The 13,983-nt window shown below is 38.8% G+C and carries 15 protein-coding genes; 4 read left to right on the top strand and 11 right to left on the bottom strand.

What is annotated here, in order from left to right; translation table 11 throughout:
- Positions 1–177 precede the first annotated feature (177 nt).
- The 7 genes from KQI58_RS12670 to KQI58_RS12640 all read right to left on the bottom strand — a co-directional run bounded on the left by KQI58_RS12670 (position 178) and on the right by KQI58_RS12640 (position 7,088).
- A complete protein-coding gene (locus KQI58_RS12670) occupies positions 178–717 on the bottom strand; it encodes a DUF1697 domain-containing protein (RefSeq protein WP_216409455.1) in 540 nt (179 codons plus the stop codon).
- Between the two features lie 9 nt (positions 718–726).
- Complete coding sequence (locus tag KQI58_RS12665) at positions 727–1,476, bottom strand: GNAT family N-acetyltransferase (RefSeq protein ID WP_216409454.1); 750 nt, start codon at positions 1,474–1,476, stop codon at positions 727–729.
- Between the two features lie 255 nt (positions 1,477–1,731).
- Positions 1,732–2,151 (bottom strand): GNAT family N-acetyltransferase, encoded by a 420-nt coding sequence (locus KQI58_RS12660; protein WP_216409453.1) that lies wholly within the window; start codon positions 2,149–2,151, stop codon positions 1,732–1,734.
- Positions 2,152–2,333: 182 nt separating this feature from the next.
- A complete protein-coding gene (locus tag KQI58_RS12655) occupies positions 2,334–3,242 on the bottom strand; it encodes a sensor histidine kinase (RefSeq protein ID WP_216409452.1) in 909 nt (302 codons plus the stop codon).
- Complete coding sequence (locus tag KQI58_RS12650) at positions 3,229–3,918, bottom strand: response regulator transcription factor (RefSeq protein ID WP_216409451.1); 690 nt, start codon at positions 3,916–3,918, stop codon at positions 3,229–3,231. The genes KQI58_RS12655 and KQI58_RS12650 overlap by 14 nt, the downstream gene beginning before the upstream one ends.
- Before the next feature lie 74 nt (positions 3,919–3,992).
- Positions 3,993–4,751 (bottom strand): ABC transporter ATP-binding protein, encoded by a 759-nt coding sequence (locus KQI58_RS12645; protein WP_216409450.1) that lies wholly within the window; start codon positions 4,749–4,751, stop codon positions 3,993–3,995.
- Positions 4,752–4,769: 18 nt separating this feature from the next.
- On the bottom strand, positions 4,770–7,088 hold the full coding sequence (locus KQI58_RS12640; RefSeq protein WP_216409449.1) for an ABC transporter permease: 2,319 nt from the start codon (positions 7,086–7,088) through the stop codon (positions 4,770–4,772).
- A gap of 351 nt (positions 7,089–7,439) precedes the next feature.
- On the opposite strand from KQI58_RS12640, the gene KQI58_RS12635 reads away from it, so the two are divergent.
- From KQI58_RS12635 to KQI58_RS12625, 3 genes are all read left to right on the top strand, one after another.
- Positions 7,440–8,081: a DUF3796 domain-containing protein gene (locus KQI58_RS12635; protein WP_216409448.1), complete on the top strand. Its 642-nt coding sequence runs from the start codon at positions 7,440–7,442 to the stop codon at positions 8,079–8,081.
- Positions 8,082–8,084: 3 nt separating this feature from the next.
- The gene (locus KQI58_RS12630; protein ID WP_216409447.1) at positions 8,085–8,288 is read left to right on the top strand and encodes a helix-turn-helix transcriptional regulator; all 204 of its coding nucleotides are present in this window, start codon (positions 8,085–8,087) and stop codon (positions 8,286–8,288) included.
- A 206-nt stretch (positions 8,289–8,494) separates the two neighbouring features.
- Positions 8,495–8,791 carry a hypothetical protein gene (locus tag KQI58_RS12625; protein ID WP_216409446.1) on the top strand — a complete coding sequence of 99 codons (297 nt, stop codon included), beginning with the start codon at positions 8,495–8,497 and terminating at the stop codon, positions 8,789–8,791.
- Positions 8,792–8,838: 47 nt separating this feature from the next.
- On the opposite strand, the gene KQI58_RS12620 is transcribed toward KQI58_RS12625, so the two are convergent.
- Both KQI58_RS12620 and KQI58_RS12615 read right to left on the bottom strand, forming a co-directional pair.
- The gene (locus KQI58_RS12620) at positions 8,839–9,294 is read right to left on the bottom strand and encodes a GNAT family N-acetyltransferase (RefSeq protein ID WP_437177526.1); all 456 of its coding nucleotides are present in this window, start codon (positions 9,292–9,294) and stop codon (positions 8,839–8,841) included.
- A 38-nt stretch (positions 9,295–9,332) separates the two neighbouring features.
- On the bottom strand, positions 9,333–10,064 hold the full coding sequence (locus KQI58_RS12615) for a TraX family protein (RefSeq protein WP_216409445.1): 732 nt from the start codon (positions 10,062–10,064) through the stop codon (positions 9,333–9,335).
- 184 nt (positions 10,065–10,248) lie between these two features.
- Between KQI58_RS12615 and KQI58_RS12610 the strand changes: the two genes are divergently transcribed.
- Positions 10,249–11,724 carry a helix-turn-helix domain-containing protein gene (locus KQI58_RS12610; RefSeq protein WP_216409444.1) on the top strand — a complete coding sequence of 492 codons (1,476 nt, stop codon included), beginning with the start codon at positions 10,249–10,251 and terminating at the stop codon, positions 11,722–11,724.
- Between the two features lie 51 nt (positions 11,725–11,775).
- On the opposite strand, the gene KQI58_RS12605 is transcribed toward KQI58_RS12610, so the two are convergent.
- Together KQI58_RS12605 and KQI58_RS12600 are read right to left on the bottom strand one after the other, a co-directional pair.
- The gene (locus KQI58_RS12605; protein ID WP_216409443.1) at positions 11,776–12,822 is read right to left on the bottom strand and encodes a BtrH N-terminal domain-containing protein; all 1,047 of its coding nucleotides are present in this window, start codon (positions 12,820–12,822) and stop codon (positions 11,776–11,778) included.
- Positions 12,823–12,885: 63 nt separating this feature from the next.
- Positions 12,886–13,707, bottom strand: coding sequence for a MerR family transcriptional regulator (locus tag KQI58_RS12600; protein ID WP_216409442.1), 822 nt, complete (start codon positions 13,705–13,707; stop codon positions 12,886–12,888).
- Between the last annotated feature and the right edge of the window lie 276 nt (positions 13,708–13,983).

Genomic DNA, 13,983 nt, shown 5'->3' with positions numbered 1-13,983 from the left:
ATATGCTAGTTCTGCTTAATGGAGTTTAGCAGTAACTGTATGCGTAGCTTGCGTAGAAAAGCTAGTTTGTGAAGTCGGACATGGATATTCCCGTTGTAAAGCAATTCATTCATGTGAAAATTTTACACTTTCTATACATGTCAAAAAAATCAAGCAGCGGCTAAACTGCTTGATTTTTTATTTGCTCATAGTTAAAAGCTTTTTGACAGTATTGGCGTTACGGATGGTCACATGGTGATTAACAGCCGTGCTGGCAATCTTTGACCAGCGAGCTTTATTAAAGGTCTTGCGCGGTGCTGACCAGAAAATTACTTCACCATAATGAGCGATTTTTTCGTATTCAGGTTTTATTTCTCCAACTGCTGCTAAGACCTCCGTTATCGTCATAGGAGGGATCATAAAAATGGCATAATGAACCGTTTCTTCTGCATGATCCCACCATTCAGGTGCATGTGTTAAGGTTTCAGCCAACTCATCAACTGCAACAATAGCCACCGAAATGTCTAAATCAAAGTGCTCTAGTATCAATGCTTCGCAAATTTCGATCAGTTCCTGTTTCTCTTGAATAGCACTAGAAAAAAGAACATTGCCGCTATTGATATAGGTCGTAACCTCAGTGAAGCCATTTTTCTCAAAAGCGTCTCGTAGCTGCGGCATCGCGATTTTGTTTCTGCCACTCACATTGATTCCTCGTAGCAAAGCAATATATTTTACCAAATCATTCCCTCACTGACTCGCTAATAGTTTTTTCAGAACATTCTTGTTCAGCATGTGTACTGTCAAAAACTTTCCTTGATAATAGACCGCCCAGTTGTTAAAAACACCGGGAAGCTTTTTAGCCTTTTCTACGCTATCCACTGGAATCAAGGTTAATGGCAGATTTTCCTCTTCACAATAGGCTTCGACTTCCTTTAACCCATGGGGAATAAAGGGGCATTGGCGGCCATAATAAATCGTTAACTCTTGATTATCAATCGTTTGCTTTCTTGCGGTATCAGAAAAAGCCGGCGCAGTTCCATCAAAGGATAACGCCAACAGTTGATAGCCGCCTTCGATTTCATCAACAACCTTGAAGCCGTTTTTTTCCATAAACTTCTTATCCGATAAAAATGGCGACTTCTTTTTAGAACTGATAACACAAATGCCAGATTTATTTTGGTGTCTTGCATCCTCGATACAATAGTTCAATAAATTTTTCCCATGCCCTTGTCCCTTGTAGCTGCCAGAAACCCATAAACAATAAATATGCAAATAATTCTCGCCGATTACCGGCACCCACGCTGTTTCTAGCGGCGCATATTCGATAAAAACTTTTCCATTCGCATCTAGCTTGCGGAAGACATGCCCCTCGGACAAACGCTCACCGATCCAAGCTCGTTTAGTGTCTACACCCTCTTGATGCTTCTTACCAGAAATCGCACAGCACAAATGTTCGTTTGCCAGATTTTCCGTTGTAACATTCACGTACTCAACCATCAAACCCCTCCCTTAGCTTATTCACTTAAGTATAGCATTAAGTATTCCTTGGACACCTTCAATATTTTTATTTTTTTTAATTCCGTCCTCTGAAAAAGAGCACTCCAAATGAATGTTCAAGCTATAGGCAAACTATAATTCACTTATAAACTCTACTCAAATGATGAAGAAAAATACAAATCCATCTGATCGTTTCGTATAGCTAAAGGCTGATTATTTAGTTACCAACTACTCATTTATTAGAAAATAAAAGTTCTATAAAATCCTTGCATATTTAAGACTGTTTTCCTTCGTAAATCCGACACTTTCATAGAGCTTATGTGCAGGATAAGCAGTATCTAAACAGGTTAATGAAATTGAATGGTAACCTTCATTTCTGGCCTTTTCAATAATATGTGATAAAAGGTATTTCGCAATCTGCTTTTCGCGATAATCCATTCTTACAGCGACGTTAAATAGCATCAGACAGGGTTGAAAATCAAAGGTGAATAAATCAATCGCATATTGAGTAGCACTGCCAATAATTGTAGTCCCTTCTTTGACAACAAAAATTTTGTAAGCTTGATTTTCATTGTACTTTTGATATTTTTCTAACTCATTGCTTGTACCAAAACATTCATCAATCAGCTCTTTGTATGACTTCAAATCTTTTGACTTTAAGATTTCAATTTCCATAAACCTTTCCTTTCTCAATAGGCAATAAATCCTTCCAACTGCTTAACTAATTTAAATACAGGTATTTAGTTGATTTTTTTACAATCATTGCAGAGTAAAATGAAAAGAAGAACCGCTGTATATTATTAATAAATTTGTTACCAGACTGAAACAGCAGAAGCGTGAAGTGCCTCTGCTGTTTTTTAAATAGTAATCACAAATTTCTTTGTATAGACTTCGTCATCTAAAAGCTCAATAGTAAAGCCATGTTTATTAATAATTGTTTTAACGATCGCTAAACCTAAGCCGCTTCCCTGAAAGTTCCGTTCAGTTTCATTTTCACTCACGAACGGTTGAAAAAGCTGATCCCGATCCTTTTGTGGAATACGTGTGCCATTATCAGCAAAAATGATCTCCGTTTTGTTTTCTTTGTTAATTAACGATATAGACAGCTTGGTACGGGGCGGATTGTGCTTGCAGGCGTTGATCAGAAGATTATTAAAAACGCGCCGAAACTCCGTTTGATCGATCGCTCGAATAATCGGTTCATCGGGAAGATTTAAGTCAAGTTCGATTCCTTGAGTCTCAATCAAATCATAATTATCCGCTACCGCTTCTTTCAATAGATAATTTACCGCGCATTCCTGCTTGTTCAAAGAAAATTCTGCTGAATGCAATTTTGTGTATTGAAACATTAAATCCAATAATTCATTGGCGGTCACTGACTTTCGATAAATAATCCCTGAAACTTCCTTGATTTCCTCTGGCTCCACCACTTCTTCAGTCAATGCTTTGGAAAAACCTGTGATACTGGTCAAGGGTGTTTTTAGATCATGGGCGATATTCGCAAACAGGGTACTCTGTTCTTTAGCCAGTTTCTGACTTTCTTTGCCGATCTTTTTGTTTAAGCTGCGATAAAACAAAAAGGAAAATCCGATCACAGCAAAAATTTGAAAAAGGCCGCTGACAATCAGTAAAGAAATCTGATAACGATCTCCTAGAAGCAGCTCTTCCAGTTGATTGAAAAATTCCTCAATTAGTCCACCAGTAATCGAGAGACCCAGGAAATACAAAACGAACGAGCGCATAATCGCATTTCTAAGCTGTTTCATGCTGAACCTCCAAACGATAGCCTAATCCTCGAATCGTCTTAATTCGATCCGCGCCGATTTTTTCTCGCAGCTTACTCATCATCACTCGGACATTGTTATCACCTGCCAGCGGATCTTGCCAGCCATGTTCGTAAATCTGTTCCTTGGTAAATACGCGGCCGGGCTGCTCCATTAACAGCTTCAACACTCGGAACTCGACAGCAGTCAGCTCGATTACCCTTCCTGCTACATTGGCGATACAAGCCTGCGTGTCTAATTCGAGTGAGCCGACACTTAAATGAGTTCTTTCAGCCTCACTGGAAACACCAAGTGAATGGTATCTTCTCAGCAGCGCTTTGACTCGTGCAATTGCTTCATTGGGATCAAAGGGCTTCGTCAAGTAATCATCCGCGCCAATCTCCAGTCCAAAAATCCGATCTGACGCGGCTACTCGAGCAGAAATAACTAAGATTGGAAGATTACTGGTTTTTCTGACGGTGCGAATCAGTTCAAAGCCGTCGATCTCCGGCATCATGATATCAACGATTAGCAGATCAATCTTTTGGACAGCTAAAATCGCTAACGCTTCACGCCCATTGGCAGCTTCGAAATGGTTAACCTCTTCACTTTTTAAATACATTTTTAGCAGTTTGATGATTTCCTTTTCATCATCTACATGCAGGATATTATAGGTCATCAGCTGTCACCGCCCTTCGAAAATTATTCGTTATCAATAATTTTACCATAGTTGACGATTGGATAAACGCTTAGTTATATGCTTTCGACCGCTAAAACTTTCTCGTTGATTTTTTCAATTCGTGCCTCAAGAGCCTCTCCTCTATAGCTGCCTAAGGATAGCTTATCTGTAATTTGTCCATCCTCCATGAAGTAGACCTGTTCACTCTGCGCGGCTACTTTTGCGTCATGGGTGACAATCACGATCGTTGTACCTTCTTGATTAATTTTTAAAAAGATATCCATGATTTCCTGAGCGGCTTTAGAGTTTAAAGCACCTGTGGGTTCATCTCCAAAAATAACACTTGGCTGACTCATTAACGCACGGCAAATCCCGGCTCTTTGAAGCTGACCACCAGATACTTGTGTAATTTTACGCTCTTCTAAATTCTGGATACCAACCTTTTTCATCAGTCTTTTTGCTCGCTTTGTCAGCTTATCCATCTGCTTTTTATCTCCAAGACTTGGTAGAATGATATTATCGATCAATGAAAGATTTTTAAGCAATGTGGGTTGTTGAAAAACAAAGCCCATCTGTTCACGTCGAATATCAGCCAACTGCTTTTCTGACAGATGATTCAATTGCTGATGATTAAAGCTAACGGTACCAGAATCAATGGCATCCATCCCACTGATGGCATAAAGTAATGTGGATTTCCCCGACCCAGAAGGACCCATGATCGAAACGAATTGTCCCTGATTGATGTGAATATTCACTTGATTTAAAACAGTGATCTGCTCTGTCCCTGTTCCGAAGCTTTTGATGATATCATTTCCTTCAATTAATGTATTCATTCTATTTACCGTCCTTTTCTAATCCTTTAGATTTTCTGCAATTTCAATCTTGCCGGCTTGGGCTGTGACTGCTTTGGTCGCAAAAACCGTGACCAACAACATTAAGAGCGGGCAGCCTAAGTAAATCAGGAGGCTGCCTTTTAACTGAACATTAACGCCGCCTAATGCTAGAGCGAGTATCCCAGACATGCCTTTACCTACAGTCATCGCTAGCAACGTGCCCGAAACTAACCCTATGATCAGGATCGTCAAGCTGCGAGATAGATATTGATGATTGATTTTTTTATTTGTGAATCCTAATGCCTTCAGCGTGGCAATCTCTTTTTTATCCTTCACTAGTAACAATTTCATAAATAAGGCGGTGATCAAACCTGTAATCAACAACGCCACAAGCAATGAGCCTAGAGAAATCAGCATGATCGAATGAATCGTTGAACCAAATGTCTGATCCCGGTATTCTCGTGCGTTGTTCATCTTGGCAAAGGGCAGATCTTGCTTATATTGACGCATTTTTTGCTCCAATTTATCTGGATTTTTCAATTTAATATAGATGTCCGTCCAAATACTCGTTGCCTTGTCATCTTTAAAGGTTGCTTTAGCGGTTTTTCCGCCATTAAAAACATTGGCATAAATGCCACAAACCACGAAACGCTCTTCTTTTCCATCACGAATGAGGACTAGTGAATCCCCAATTTTCTTATTATATTCCTCTGCATTGATCGTTGATAAGGCTAGCTCGTTGATTTTATTCGGTGCCCTGCCCTGCAAATAATCCACCGGAAATTTTTGATGATTGCCTAATTCAACTGATAAGACATTTTCCGTCGTGCCGGCATCCTTCACATCAAAATTCTTGGTTACAATCTTACTAAACGAGGCAACATCTGAATCATTCTTCAAGTAGTTCTCAATTTTCTTTTCATACTTAACGTTATTGGTTGACTGATATAGGCTGGTTCCGATATCCACCTGATGGCTAAACCCAATATTCTCTATAAAGTCATCAGACACAGTGGTGTGGTACACCAGCGCGGGAACAATCATAATAAAGGTCGATAAGATAAAGACCATTAACATCGTTAGGTAAATCTTTTTACGATTCATAATATCGATAATCCCTAGTCGTGTATCCACAGAAAAGAGCTTGAATTTACGGAGATTAAAATGTGTCTTCGTATTAACCTTTTCACTTGAAGAACTGAAGCGAATCGCCTCCACCGCAGAAATCTTTTTAAAACGACTGAGCAATCTGTACACATAGCCAATAATTAATAGCATTACGACTACGACACCCACTAAAGCCAATAACCAGCTCAATCCTTCGTTCGTACTTTCTCCCATAAAGAGCTTAATGTTTTTCAATAATAAATAGCTTAATGGTAACGAGATTAGATAGCCAATCAGGCTGCCTGCGACCGATAGTGCTGCGTATTTAGCCAGATAGATCTTTTTGATGTCCTTAATCTGTAAACCAATTGCTTTCATCACTCCGATTTCGCGATAGTCTTCTTCAATTTTTGCCAATAGGGTAAATCGAATACACATAAACGTCATCAAAACCACCAGCACACTAATTAATAACAAAATCCCAATCAAGACACCATCTGACAGGGCATTTCCTAGCTTAAAGAGCCGATGCGTACCACTTGGTCCATTGGCCTCTAATCCGGCCTTTTTATAAGCTGCTTCAAATTGATTAAGCTTACTTGGGTCCTTTAAGCGAAACTCAATAATATATTCCAATCGTCCTTTTGAAAAAAGAGCATCGTAATCCTTTTGGTGCAGCAGCAGACGTTTTGACCCAGCCATTTGCGAATTCATCGTGCCATCTCTCAGAAATCCCGTGACAATAAATTTTTTCCCTGCAATCTCCGCTTTGTCTCCGATTTCAGCAAAACCCTGCTTTTTAAAGGCGACAGGTATATACAGTTCACCAGGCTTCGGTTGAATCGGTCGGTTTTCCATATCCACAAAGAAATCTAGATTTTTATTCTGCACTGCAAGTCCGTTGTCCTCCACACTATCTGCGAAGCTATGCCCGCCAATCTCAATGTCCGAACCACTGAGATTTAAAAATTCCGAAGCCTCATAAGCAGACACATTACCGTTATCCTTTACAAATTTTGCTAAACGCGCCTTGTCCAGACTACCAGTATGCATTTGCATATAATGTGGCGACTGTGTCTTTTCCATCAACGTGTCAATCGAACCCGACAGATTCACACTTAAGATCATCGCCAATGCTACCAAAACTGCTGCTACCGTGATAAACATCGTTGTTGCTGCTGTAATTAACTTACTTTCTCGTATATCATTTTTGACTATTTTCCAATACATAATACTCGCTCCCAACCCTTATGTTCTGAAATAACTATAGCAAGGCAAGCTTTCTTGAATGTACACGTAGTATTAACCTAAGATTAAAATTTTAAAATCATTCCTTTTTTCACCGGCTTAGCCGCTGACACAGAGCCTGTCGCATTTCAACCAACTTGAAAATACTTATGAGCAAGTTAGTAAAGACAGGCGCGAAGCAAATTTTTCATATTGTCTTGAGATCGCATATTGGATTTTGCATGGTCTTCTCAAAAAAGTGACTTATTTATCTCTTTTTCTATTGACTTCAACCCTATATGTGATATATTTATCTCATAAAGAGACAAATTCATCACATCGGAGGAGTATAAAATGAAAAAAGAAAAAATTAGAAAGTTAGTTTTCGCTGGTATTATTTGTGCGTTGGTTTTAGGAGCAGCATCTATCCATTCTGTTCTGTACAATGACAGCCGGTTAATTAAACCAACTGTCATTTCAGAGTATGTCTTTCAAATGAAGGACGTGCCTATGTGGATTGCACTGATACTCACAATCGCCTATGTCCTTTATTTAGTAGGTACGATCTTCAGTGCACTCTGGCAGAATAAAGCATTGGAAAAGAAGCGGACGCGAAAGATTCATCCAATGTTAGGTTTACTTGGCTTCGCCGGTTTTTTTGGCTTTTTTGGTTTCTGGACTTATAGTGAGTTTGGAATCATTTACCCATTTTTCGCTTTTATTTTCTTCGGATTTTTTGGTTTCTTTTTTGAAGGTAAGTTGTCTGATACCTTAAAGGATGAACTCTATGAGGAAAATGAGAAGAAAGCTGAATTAAAGGCGTATAAAATTGGTTTTCTTCTACTGTTTTTAGCGATTTGGGCAATTGCTAGAGGGATGCTTTCTTGGAATCTTGAATGGTGTGCGATCTTTATGTTAAGCTCAATGTCACTGATCTATGGAATTGTATTGTTTCTCAGCAAATATTTCTTATATCGATTTGAAACCGAGGCTTAAACGATGAATGTAAAATTTGAGTGTCACCTAAAAAAGTATCGAACCTTGAAGGGCTTAACGCAAGAACAGCTGGCAGAATTAGTTGGTGTGCGCCGTGAAACCATTATGCGGTTAGAAAAAGCGCAATACAACCCTTCACTAAAACTTGCTTTAGACATTGCAAAGGTTGTTGATACCCCAGTCACAGAATTATTTATTTTCGAGTAAAAAAGTACAGTCCACAGATGTTTAATCTTGGACCGTACTTTTATTTGTTCCTCTAGAGATACAATACAAAAATCAGCTTTCTCTTAACTATCATTTGAATGATTCCTTTGAATTTTACCATCAAAAATCATCGAATATTCATACTTAAGTTGGACGACACCAAACTCATTTTTCGTTAAACTGGAGAAAACTTTTGGGAGGAAATTATGCTGAAAAAGAATCACGAAGAAAGTAAATCTAGTCAAAGAGATACAGACACAGCGTCTTCTACTAAGGAATTTCCCACTATGAAAGTGAAAAGAGGAAAGACATTCTTCTTCGTCTCCTCCATCTTTTCTACGGCATTTTTCCTGATGCTGCTTTTGATCAACACAATTTTGAATTTAAATCTTGATCTCACTGGATTTCTAAATATTGCATGGCTGACAGCAACCTGTATTATCGGCTTTATCCCGTGGCTGTTCTTCTTTCTAGTCGACAAATATCGAATGATTACAGCTTAAAAAAACCTTCACTCAGTAAAGTGTACACTTTTACGAGTGAAGGTTTTTTATTTCAATTGGCAAACCATAATATACTCTTCTCCATTTTCAGCAACAATTTCAAAACCAACCTTTAGATACATGTTCAATGCATAATTATCCTTTTGAACAGCCAGAGAAGTTTTTGAATAGCCTTCTCTATTCAATCGTCTAATCATTGCTTTCATCAGCTCAGTACCAATCCCCTGCCCACGATATTCTGGCAAAAGCGAAATCGCAAATTCAGGCGTCTGATCATCAATCGAACCAAATCCCTCAATGTTTCTAACCCAAACAGCACCAACAACTTTATCATCAAGCTGAGCACATAAACAAAGATCTGTCTTGTACTTGCCAAAATCTTGAATATAAACAGCAATATTCGGATCATTAATGATCGATCTGGGGATAGGCTTTTCTTGATCACGCTGATAAATCGCCTGGTATAAAAACTCTCTTAGTAATGGATATTCAGATAGATGCATTTCTCGAATTAGATACTCCAGTAAAGTCTCCCATCAACTTACTGAATCAACATACGAATAACTGACAGAGCAACTAAATGTATCGGATAAAAGCCATAAAATCCCCACTTGACCCACTTAGGCGAATAGCCTCTTTCTCCATTATAAGCATAGAGTAAAGGGATCACCATCAGCATACCGAGTCCAGAGAAAACCTGATAAAGCGGCACAGCCTGTTTATCTGCGACATGAATCATGCCAAACATCAGTATTAAAAAGGCAGTTGTATAAACAATCGGCAGCCATATTCCAATCTTTTTATCCTTCCATTTGTAGAAACCAAAGATCAATAGGACACCAATTAAGGACCAGTCAGATGTAATCGTAATCAACGAAAAGAAAAGAACCCATAGATATTTTAGAAATGGCGATTTTGTTTTCTCATAAGCCATCATCAATAATAAGCCCATAAGTAAGGTGAAAAAGATGTTATTGACCAATTCGATTGGACTAAAAGGTCGATTCCCGCTAAACAGCAGGTGAAAAGGATAAACTGATATCAACCAGAAAACGGCCATTCTTCCAGCATACCTTCTTCGATCATGAGTGTAATAAAATCCTTCGACTAATAGATACGCCATAATCGGAAAGGTCAGTTTTCCAATAAACTCAGTGAAGAAAAAGAGCACACTCGACTGTTCATAAAGTCTAAAGCCGCTGCCGATATGATTCAACAGCATTGCCAAAATCGCAACTACTTTCAATTTGAAGCCATCAATAGAGAGAGTCATTTGTCACTTCCTTTTTATTTTTTATACTTATAGTATGCCACAACAAATTTGTGAAGTCTTCCTGCTTTAGGAGTATAGTTCACCAGCCAATCGAAATATTTCTTCTTTTAAATCGACTAATCATTTTCAGTGAACATTTTTTCCTTTATACTGGTAGTATCAATCGATTGAAAGAAGGTTCAACATGAGACATGCCTTATCTTCTACCAATAATCGTCAAATCGAAATAATTGAGCTTCTGAGAACTGCGAACAATTACGTGTCAGTAAAAAATTTGGCTGATAAAGTAAAAGCGGTTCCTAAAACTGTTGTAAGTGATTGCCAAGAAATTGAGGATCAATGGGGCGACATCGTTCAAATAGAAAAAAACAGCTCTGGAGAATTACACTTAACAGAAAAAGACAACCATACAGTCCATGAGATTTTTTCCGATATTCTGAGGGAATCACCAACCTTCCAACTCCTTGAGATACTTTTCTATCATCCTGGGGTATTACGGTCAGATCTTGAAAAAGAGCTGTTTCTAAGCTCCTCCAGTCTGTATCGACGAATCGTCAAATTGAATGATGGCTTGGAAAAACGCGGATTGCAAATTGATCGCAATAATCTAATCCTTGTCGGGGATGATGAACAGCATGTTCGAGTTTTCATGGCTGAGTATTTTCTGGAAGTTTATGATGTTTATGAATGGCCTTTTGAGCTAGACCAGAAGATGATTTTTGCAACTGTTGCTCGCTTAAATGAAAATTTTGATCTAAAGCTTAACTTCCTTCAAAAAACCGAGTTCGCTTTCTTAATCGCCGTTAGCTTGATACGTCAAGGACAAGGCTTTCTCAACAAGCCCAAAAGAAGCCTTTTATCTGCCGAAAATTTAGAGAATTACACCGCTTTAATCAATGAGTTGATGCTACAATTCTCTTTACCTCTTACTCAAGAAAGACAAACTGATTTGATCCAAACCATTTTTTGGTATGATTTTGCTTGGGATAATCTTGAGGAGGATGCGCGGATTGAGCGTCTGTGCCATTCAATGCTTTCTTTAATGGTCGAGGCTCTAGGAATCACACTTTCCGATTTGAGCCGTAAGAACTGTGTTTTCTTTTTAAAATCTGTGTACACCTCTTACAAGACCTATCCGTATGAAAAATATATCGCCTACAATCGTGAAATGTATAATAGTTTGACGATACAAAGAGATTTTGCCGTCTTCACGAAGGTCCTAGAAAAGACCTTAAAGGATCAAGAAGCAAAGAGCCGCTTTCCTTGGTACTCGATGTACTTTCATTTGATTTTATTCAAGCTGTTTATTTACTGGGATGACCTGCCAAAACAATTGGATAATCTGCGCCAACCGGTTTCTACTGAAGTTTGCAGCGACTTGGGACCCAAACATGCACAGCTTTTGGCCTATTATCTTGAGAAAAATTATCATGAGAAAATTTTTTTAGATGTTCAACCAGATAAAGTATACTCTGAGGTAGCAGCTAGCTCACTCAAATCTGATCTATATGTTACTAATTTTTCTACTCCGATCATTCCAAAGGAAAAGTTGTTTGTGCTGGAAGATATCCCGTCAGCCAAAAAATTAGCCAGTTTAGGCAGAAAGATCGAAGAATATCGTATGAACACACTTATCAAACAGCTGGCTTACTTGAATTAAGGTATAAAAGGCTAGATCAAACGTCATACTCGTTTGATCTAGCCTTTTCATTTATGCATTAATTACTATCTGTAGTCTTTCCAGTACTTCCTGTTCAAACTCTCCTAATCGTGCAATTTCTTCACTTATCGGACGCAGCAACTCTTGATTTCCTGTACTTCCCAGTTGCCAAAAAAGTTCAGCCAACTGATCCCAAGCTTCAGCAATGTCAATGAATTGCCGACCGATTTCGCCAAGCTCTTCCTTAGATAAAATCGGTTCAACTTCCAGTAAAAACTCGCCATAGATTCTCCGAAAGATGCCTCCTCCGGTTCCGCCATCTTTGCTGATCTGAAAATAGTTGGTGATTCCTGCTGTCTTTAACTTCTTCTGATCAAAGGCTTGCCATTTGATGATTTCTCGCGAAAACTTAGCTATCCCATTAATACCTAATAATTGGGCGGGAGGTCTCAACATCGTTTCGCAAGTTTCGTTGATTGCAGTGCTGATTGTCTCAGCATTTGGTGCTTTATAGGTTGAAAAATCAAAGGTCAAATACTTATTATTTGCTGGAAAAGGTCTGAAGCTGCTGCTACGTGCGTTTTCCATTTCCTGATAGCTGACTAAATGATAATCATTGGCAATCTCACCCTTTGGTGTACGAATCGGAAAATCTGAATGATCACGGTCGCTTACGTAAAAGACCTCTCGCTCATCATCGTAACCAAATAGCACCACCGCATGTCCGCCAAAGTGACTCGCCGAATGCATCCCTAAATACTTCAGGTAAGGCATATCTACATAGATCATGACTGGTTGGTTTTGCTGAAGCATCTTCTGCGCCTTCGTAAAACCTATTGCAGCATTTTGGGGTTGTCGGCAATTCAGCTTGATTTGTAAACGCTCTGCTAGTTTTCCCTCAAACTCGCTTGGCTTTGATCGACCAGAAACCATCGGAGAATGCGCCAAATTAACATAAGTAAAGGCCAAGGCTGAGCCCATTCCAAAAAGCATCGCTTCTGTCATTGGTTTCTGATAATACTCGAACACCTGCTTCAAAGCATTCGTAATACAGTGCTTACCGCCCATAGGTTTAAACTCGCTTATCACATACTTCATTTCCGTTGCTCCCTTCATAAAAGCAGTCATTTATCTTTTACGAATAAATGACTGCCTGCCAACTTAATTTGTTTTTTTCGCTACAACAAACCCAGATTCAGTGACCCAATTTTCTGGATTTGGGTCTTCTCCTGGTGAGACATGACCGATATTGATCATCGGTCCAACGATCTGATAGTCGTTGGCTTCTAACCATTCAGCAATCGTTTGGGTCACCTTTGGCATTTGATCAAAGCTGCCGCTAAAAGTCACTGAGGCCATGATAAAAGCAGGGGCTGTTTTAAACTCGGCAATTTGGGCATCTGAATAATCGCCAATGACCGTTGTTTGTACTTCTACGTCTGCATCCTTCTCGACATACTCGACATCATGGAAAAGCGTCATATTTACTGGCGGCTGAGCCATTTTGGCATCAACCTCTGTGACACCTTGCTGCAATTTCTGCCACAGATTGCCTTCAAGTGTATAGTCCGCTAAAATGCCACGAACACTAAGAACGTTTCGTTCAGGGATTTCTTTTACTACTACATTATATTGAGTCATATTTTTTCCTTCTTTCACATTTTGTTTAAGCAAGGAAACCATCCGCTGCTTCTTCAACAGCTCATCCATATCCTCCTGCAATTTCTTCTCTTGAAGATTGTAGTGCTGTTCTAAAAAATCTAAATCATTTGTAGTAATGATTTCTTTAATCGTTTTTAATGGTAAGCCTGTTTGCTGCAATAGCTTGATTTGGTTCAGCCGAGATAACTGACTGGCTGAGTAATAACGATAGTTCGTTTGACTATCGATTGTTTCTGGCATTAATAGGCCTAAAGCGGCATAATGATCCAATGTTCGGACCGTAGTATTTGATAATTTTGAGAATTCTCCAATTTTAAACATCGATGTGTGCTCCTTTTTTGGCTTTGCTAGCTTACTTACAGTATAGAGTCACACGTAACGTGGGAGTCAATCAAAAATACAAAAAATTTTAATAAATACTTGAACGTTACTTTTAGTAATGTTACTATTAGTAATATAAAAAGAGTTTGGGAGGAAGAAGTTTGAAAATAAATAATACTAGTTGTTTTTGAAATAATGCATACCAAATAAGCCTGCCGTGTTCGATTTTTTTGCGGAAGGCGAAGGATTATTTCTTGAAGAATCAACGTCAAGCTG

Origin of the sequence: Enterococcus raffinosus (genome assembly GCF_018917525.1) — a bacterium.
In the GTDB taxonomy this organism is placed as follows: Bacteria; Bacillota; Bacilli; order Lactobacillales; family Enterococcaceae; genus Enterococcus_A; species Enterococcus_A raffinosus_A.
Note: the sequence above shows the minus strand (reverse complement) of the source record. Positions and strands in the feature narration are given on the sequence as shown.

Bases quoted from the DNA above. Each gene is read 5' to 3' on its own strand.
- KQI58_RS12665 (WP_216409454.1), bottom strand. From the start codon at position 1,476: ATGGTTGAGTACGTGAATGTTACAACGGAAAATCTGGCAAACGAACAT.
- KQI58_RS12660 (WP_216409453.1), bottom strand. From the start codon at position 2,151: ATGGAAATTGAAATCTTAAAGTCAAAAGATTTGAAGTCATACAAAGAG.
- KQI58_RS12655 (WP_216409452.1), bottom strand. From the start codon at position 3,242: ATGAAACAGCTTAGAAATGCGATTATGCGCTCGTTCGTTTTGTATTTC.
- KQI58_RS12650 (WP_216409451.1), bottom strand. From the start codon at position 3,918: ATGACCTATAATATCCTGCATGTAGATGATGAAAAGGAAATCATCAAA.
- KQI58_RS12645 (WP_216409450.1), bottom strand. From the start codon at position 4,751: ATGAATACATTAATTGAAGGAAATGATATCATCAAAAGCTTCGGAACA.
- KQI58_RS12640 (WP_216409449.1), bottom strand. From the start codon at position 7,088: ATGTATTGGAAAATAGTCAAAAATGATATACGAGAAAGTAAGTTAATT.
- KQI58_RS12635 (WP_216409448.1), top strand. From the start codon at position 7,440: ATGAAAAAAGAAAAAATTAGAAAGTTAGTTTTCGCTGGTATTATTTGT.
- KQI58_RS12630 (WP_216409447.1), top strand. From the start codon at position 8,085: ATGAATGTAAAATTTGAGTGTCACCTAAAAAAGTATCGAACCTTGAAG.
- KQI58_RS12625 (WP_216409446.1), top strand. From the start codon at position 8,495: ATGCTGAAAAAGAATCACGAAGAAAGTAAATCTAGTCAAAGAGATACA.
- KQI58_RS12620 (WP_437177526.1), bottom strand. From the start codon at position 9,294: ATGCATCTATCTGAATATCCATTACTAAGAGAGTTTTTATACCAGGCG.
- KQI58_RS12615 (WP_216409445.1), bottom strand. From the start codon at position 10,064: ATGACTCTCTCTATTGATGGCTTCAAATTGAAAGTAGTTGCGATTTTG.
- KQI58_RS12610 (WP_216409444.1), top strand. From the start codon at position 10,249: ATGAGACATGCCTTATCTTCTACCAATAATCGTCAAATCGAAATAATT.
- KQI58_RS12605 (WP_216409443.1), bottom strand. From the start codon at position 12,822: ATGAAGTATGTGATAAGCGAGTTTAAACCTATGGGCGGTAAGCACTGT.
- KQI58_RS12600 (WP_216409442.1), bottom strand. From the start codon at position 13,707: ATGTTTAAAATTGGAGAATTCTCAAAATTATCAAATACTACGGTCCGA.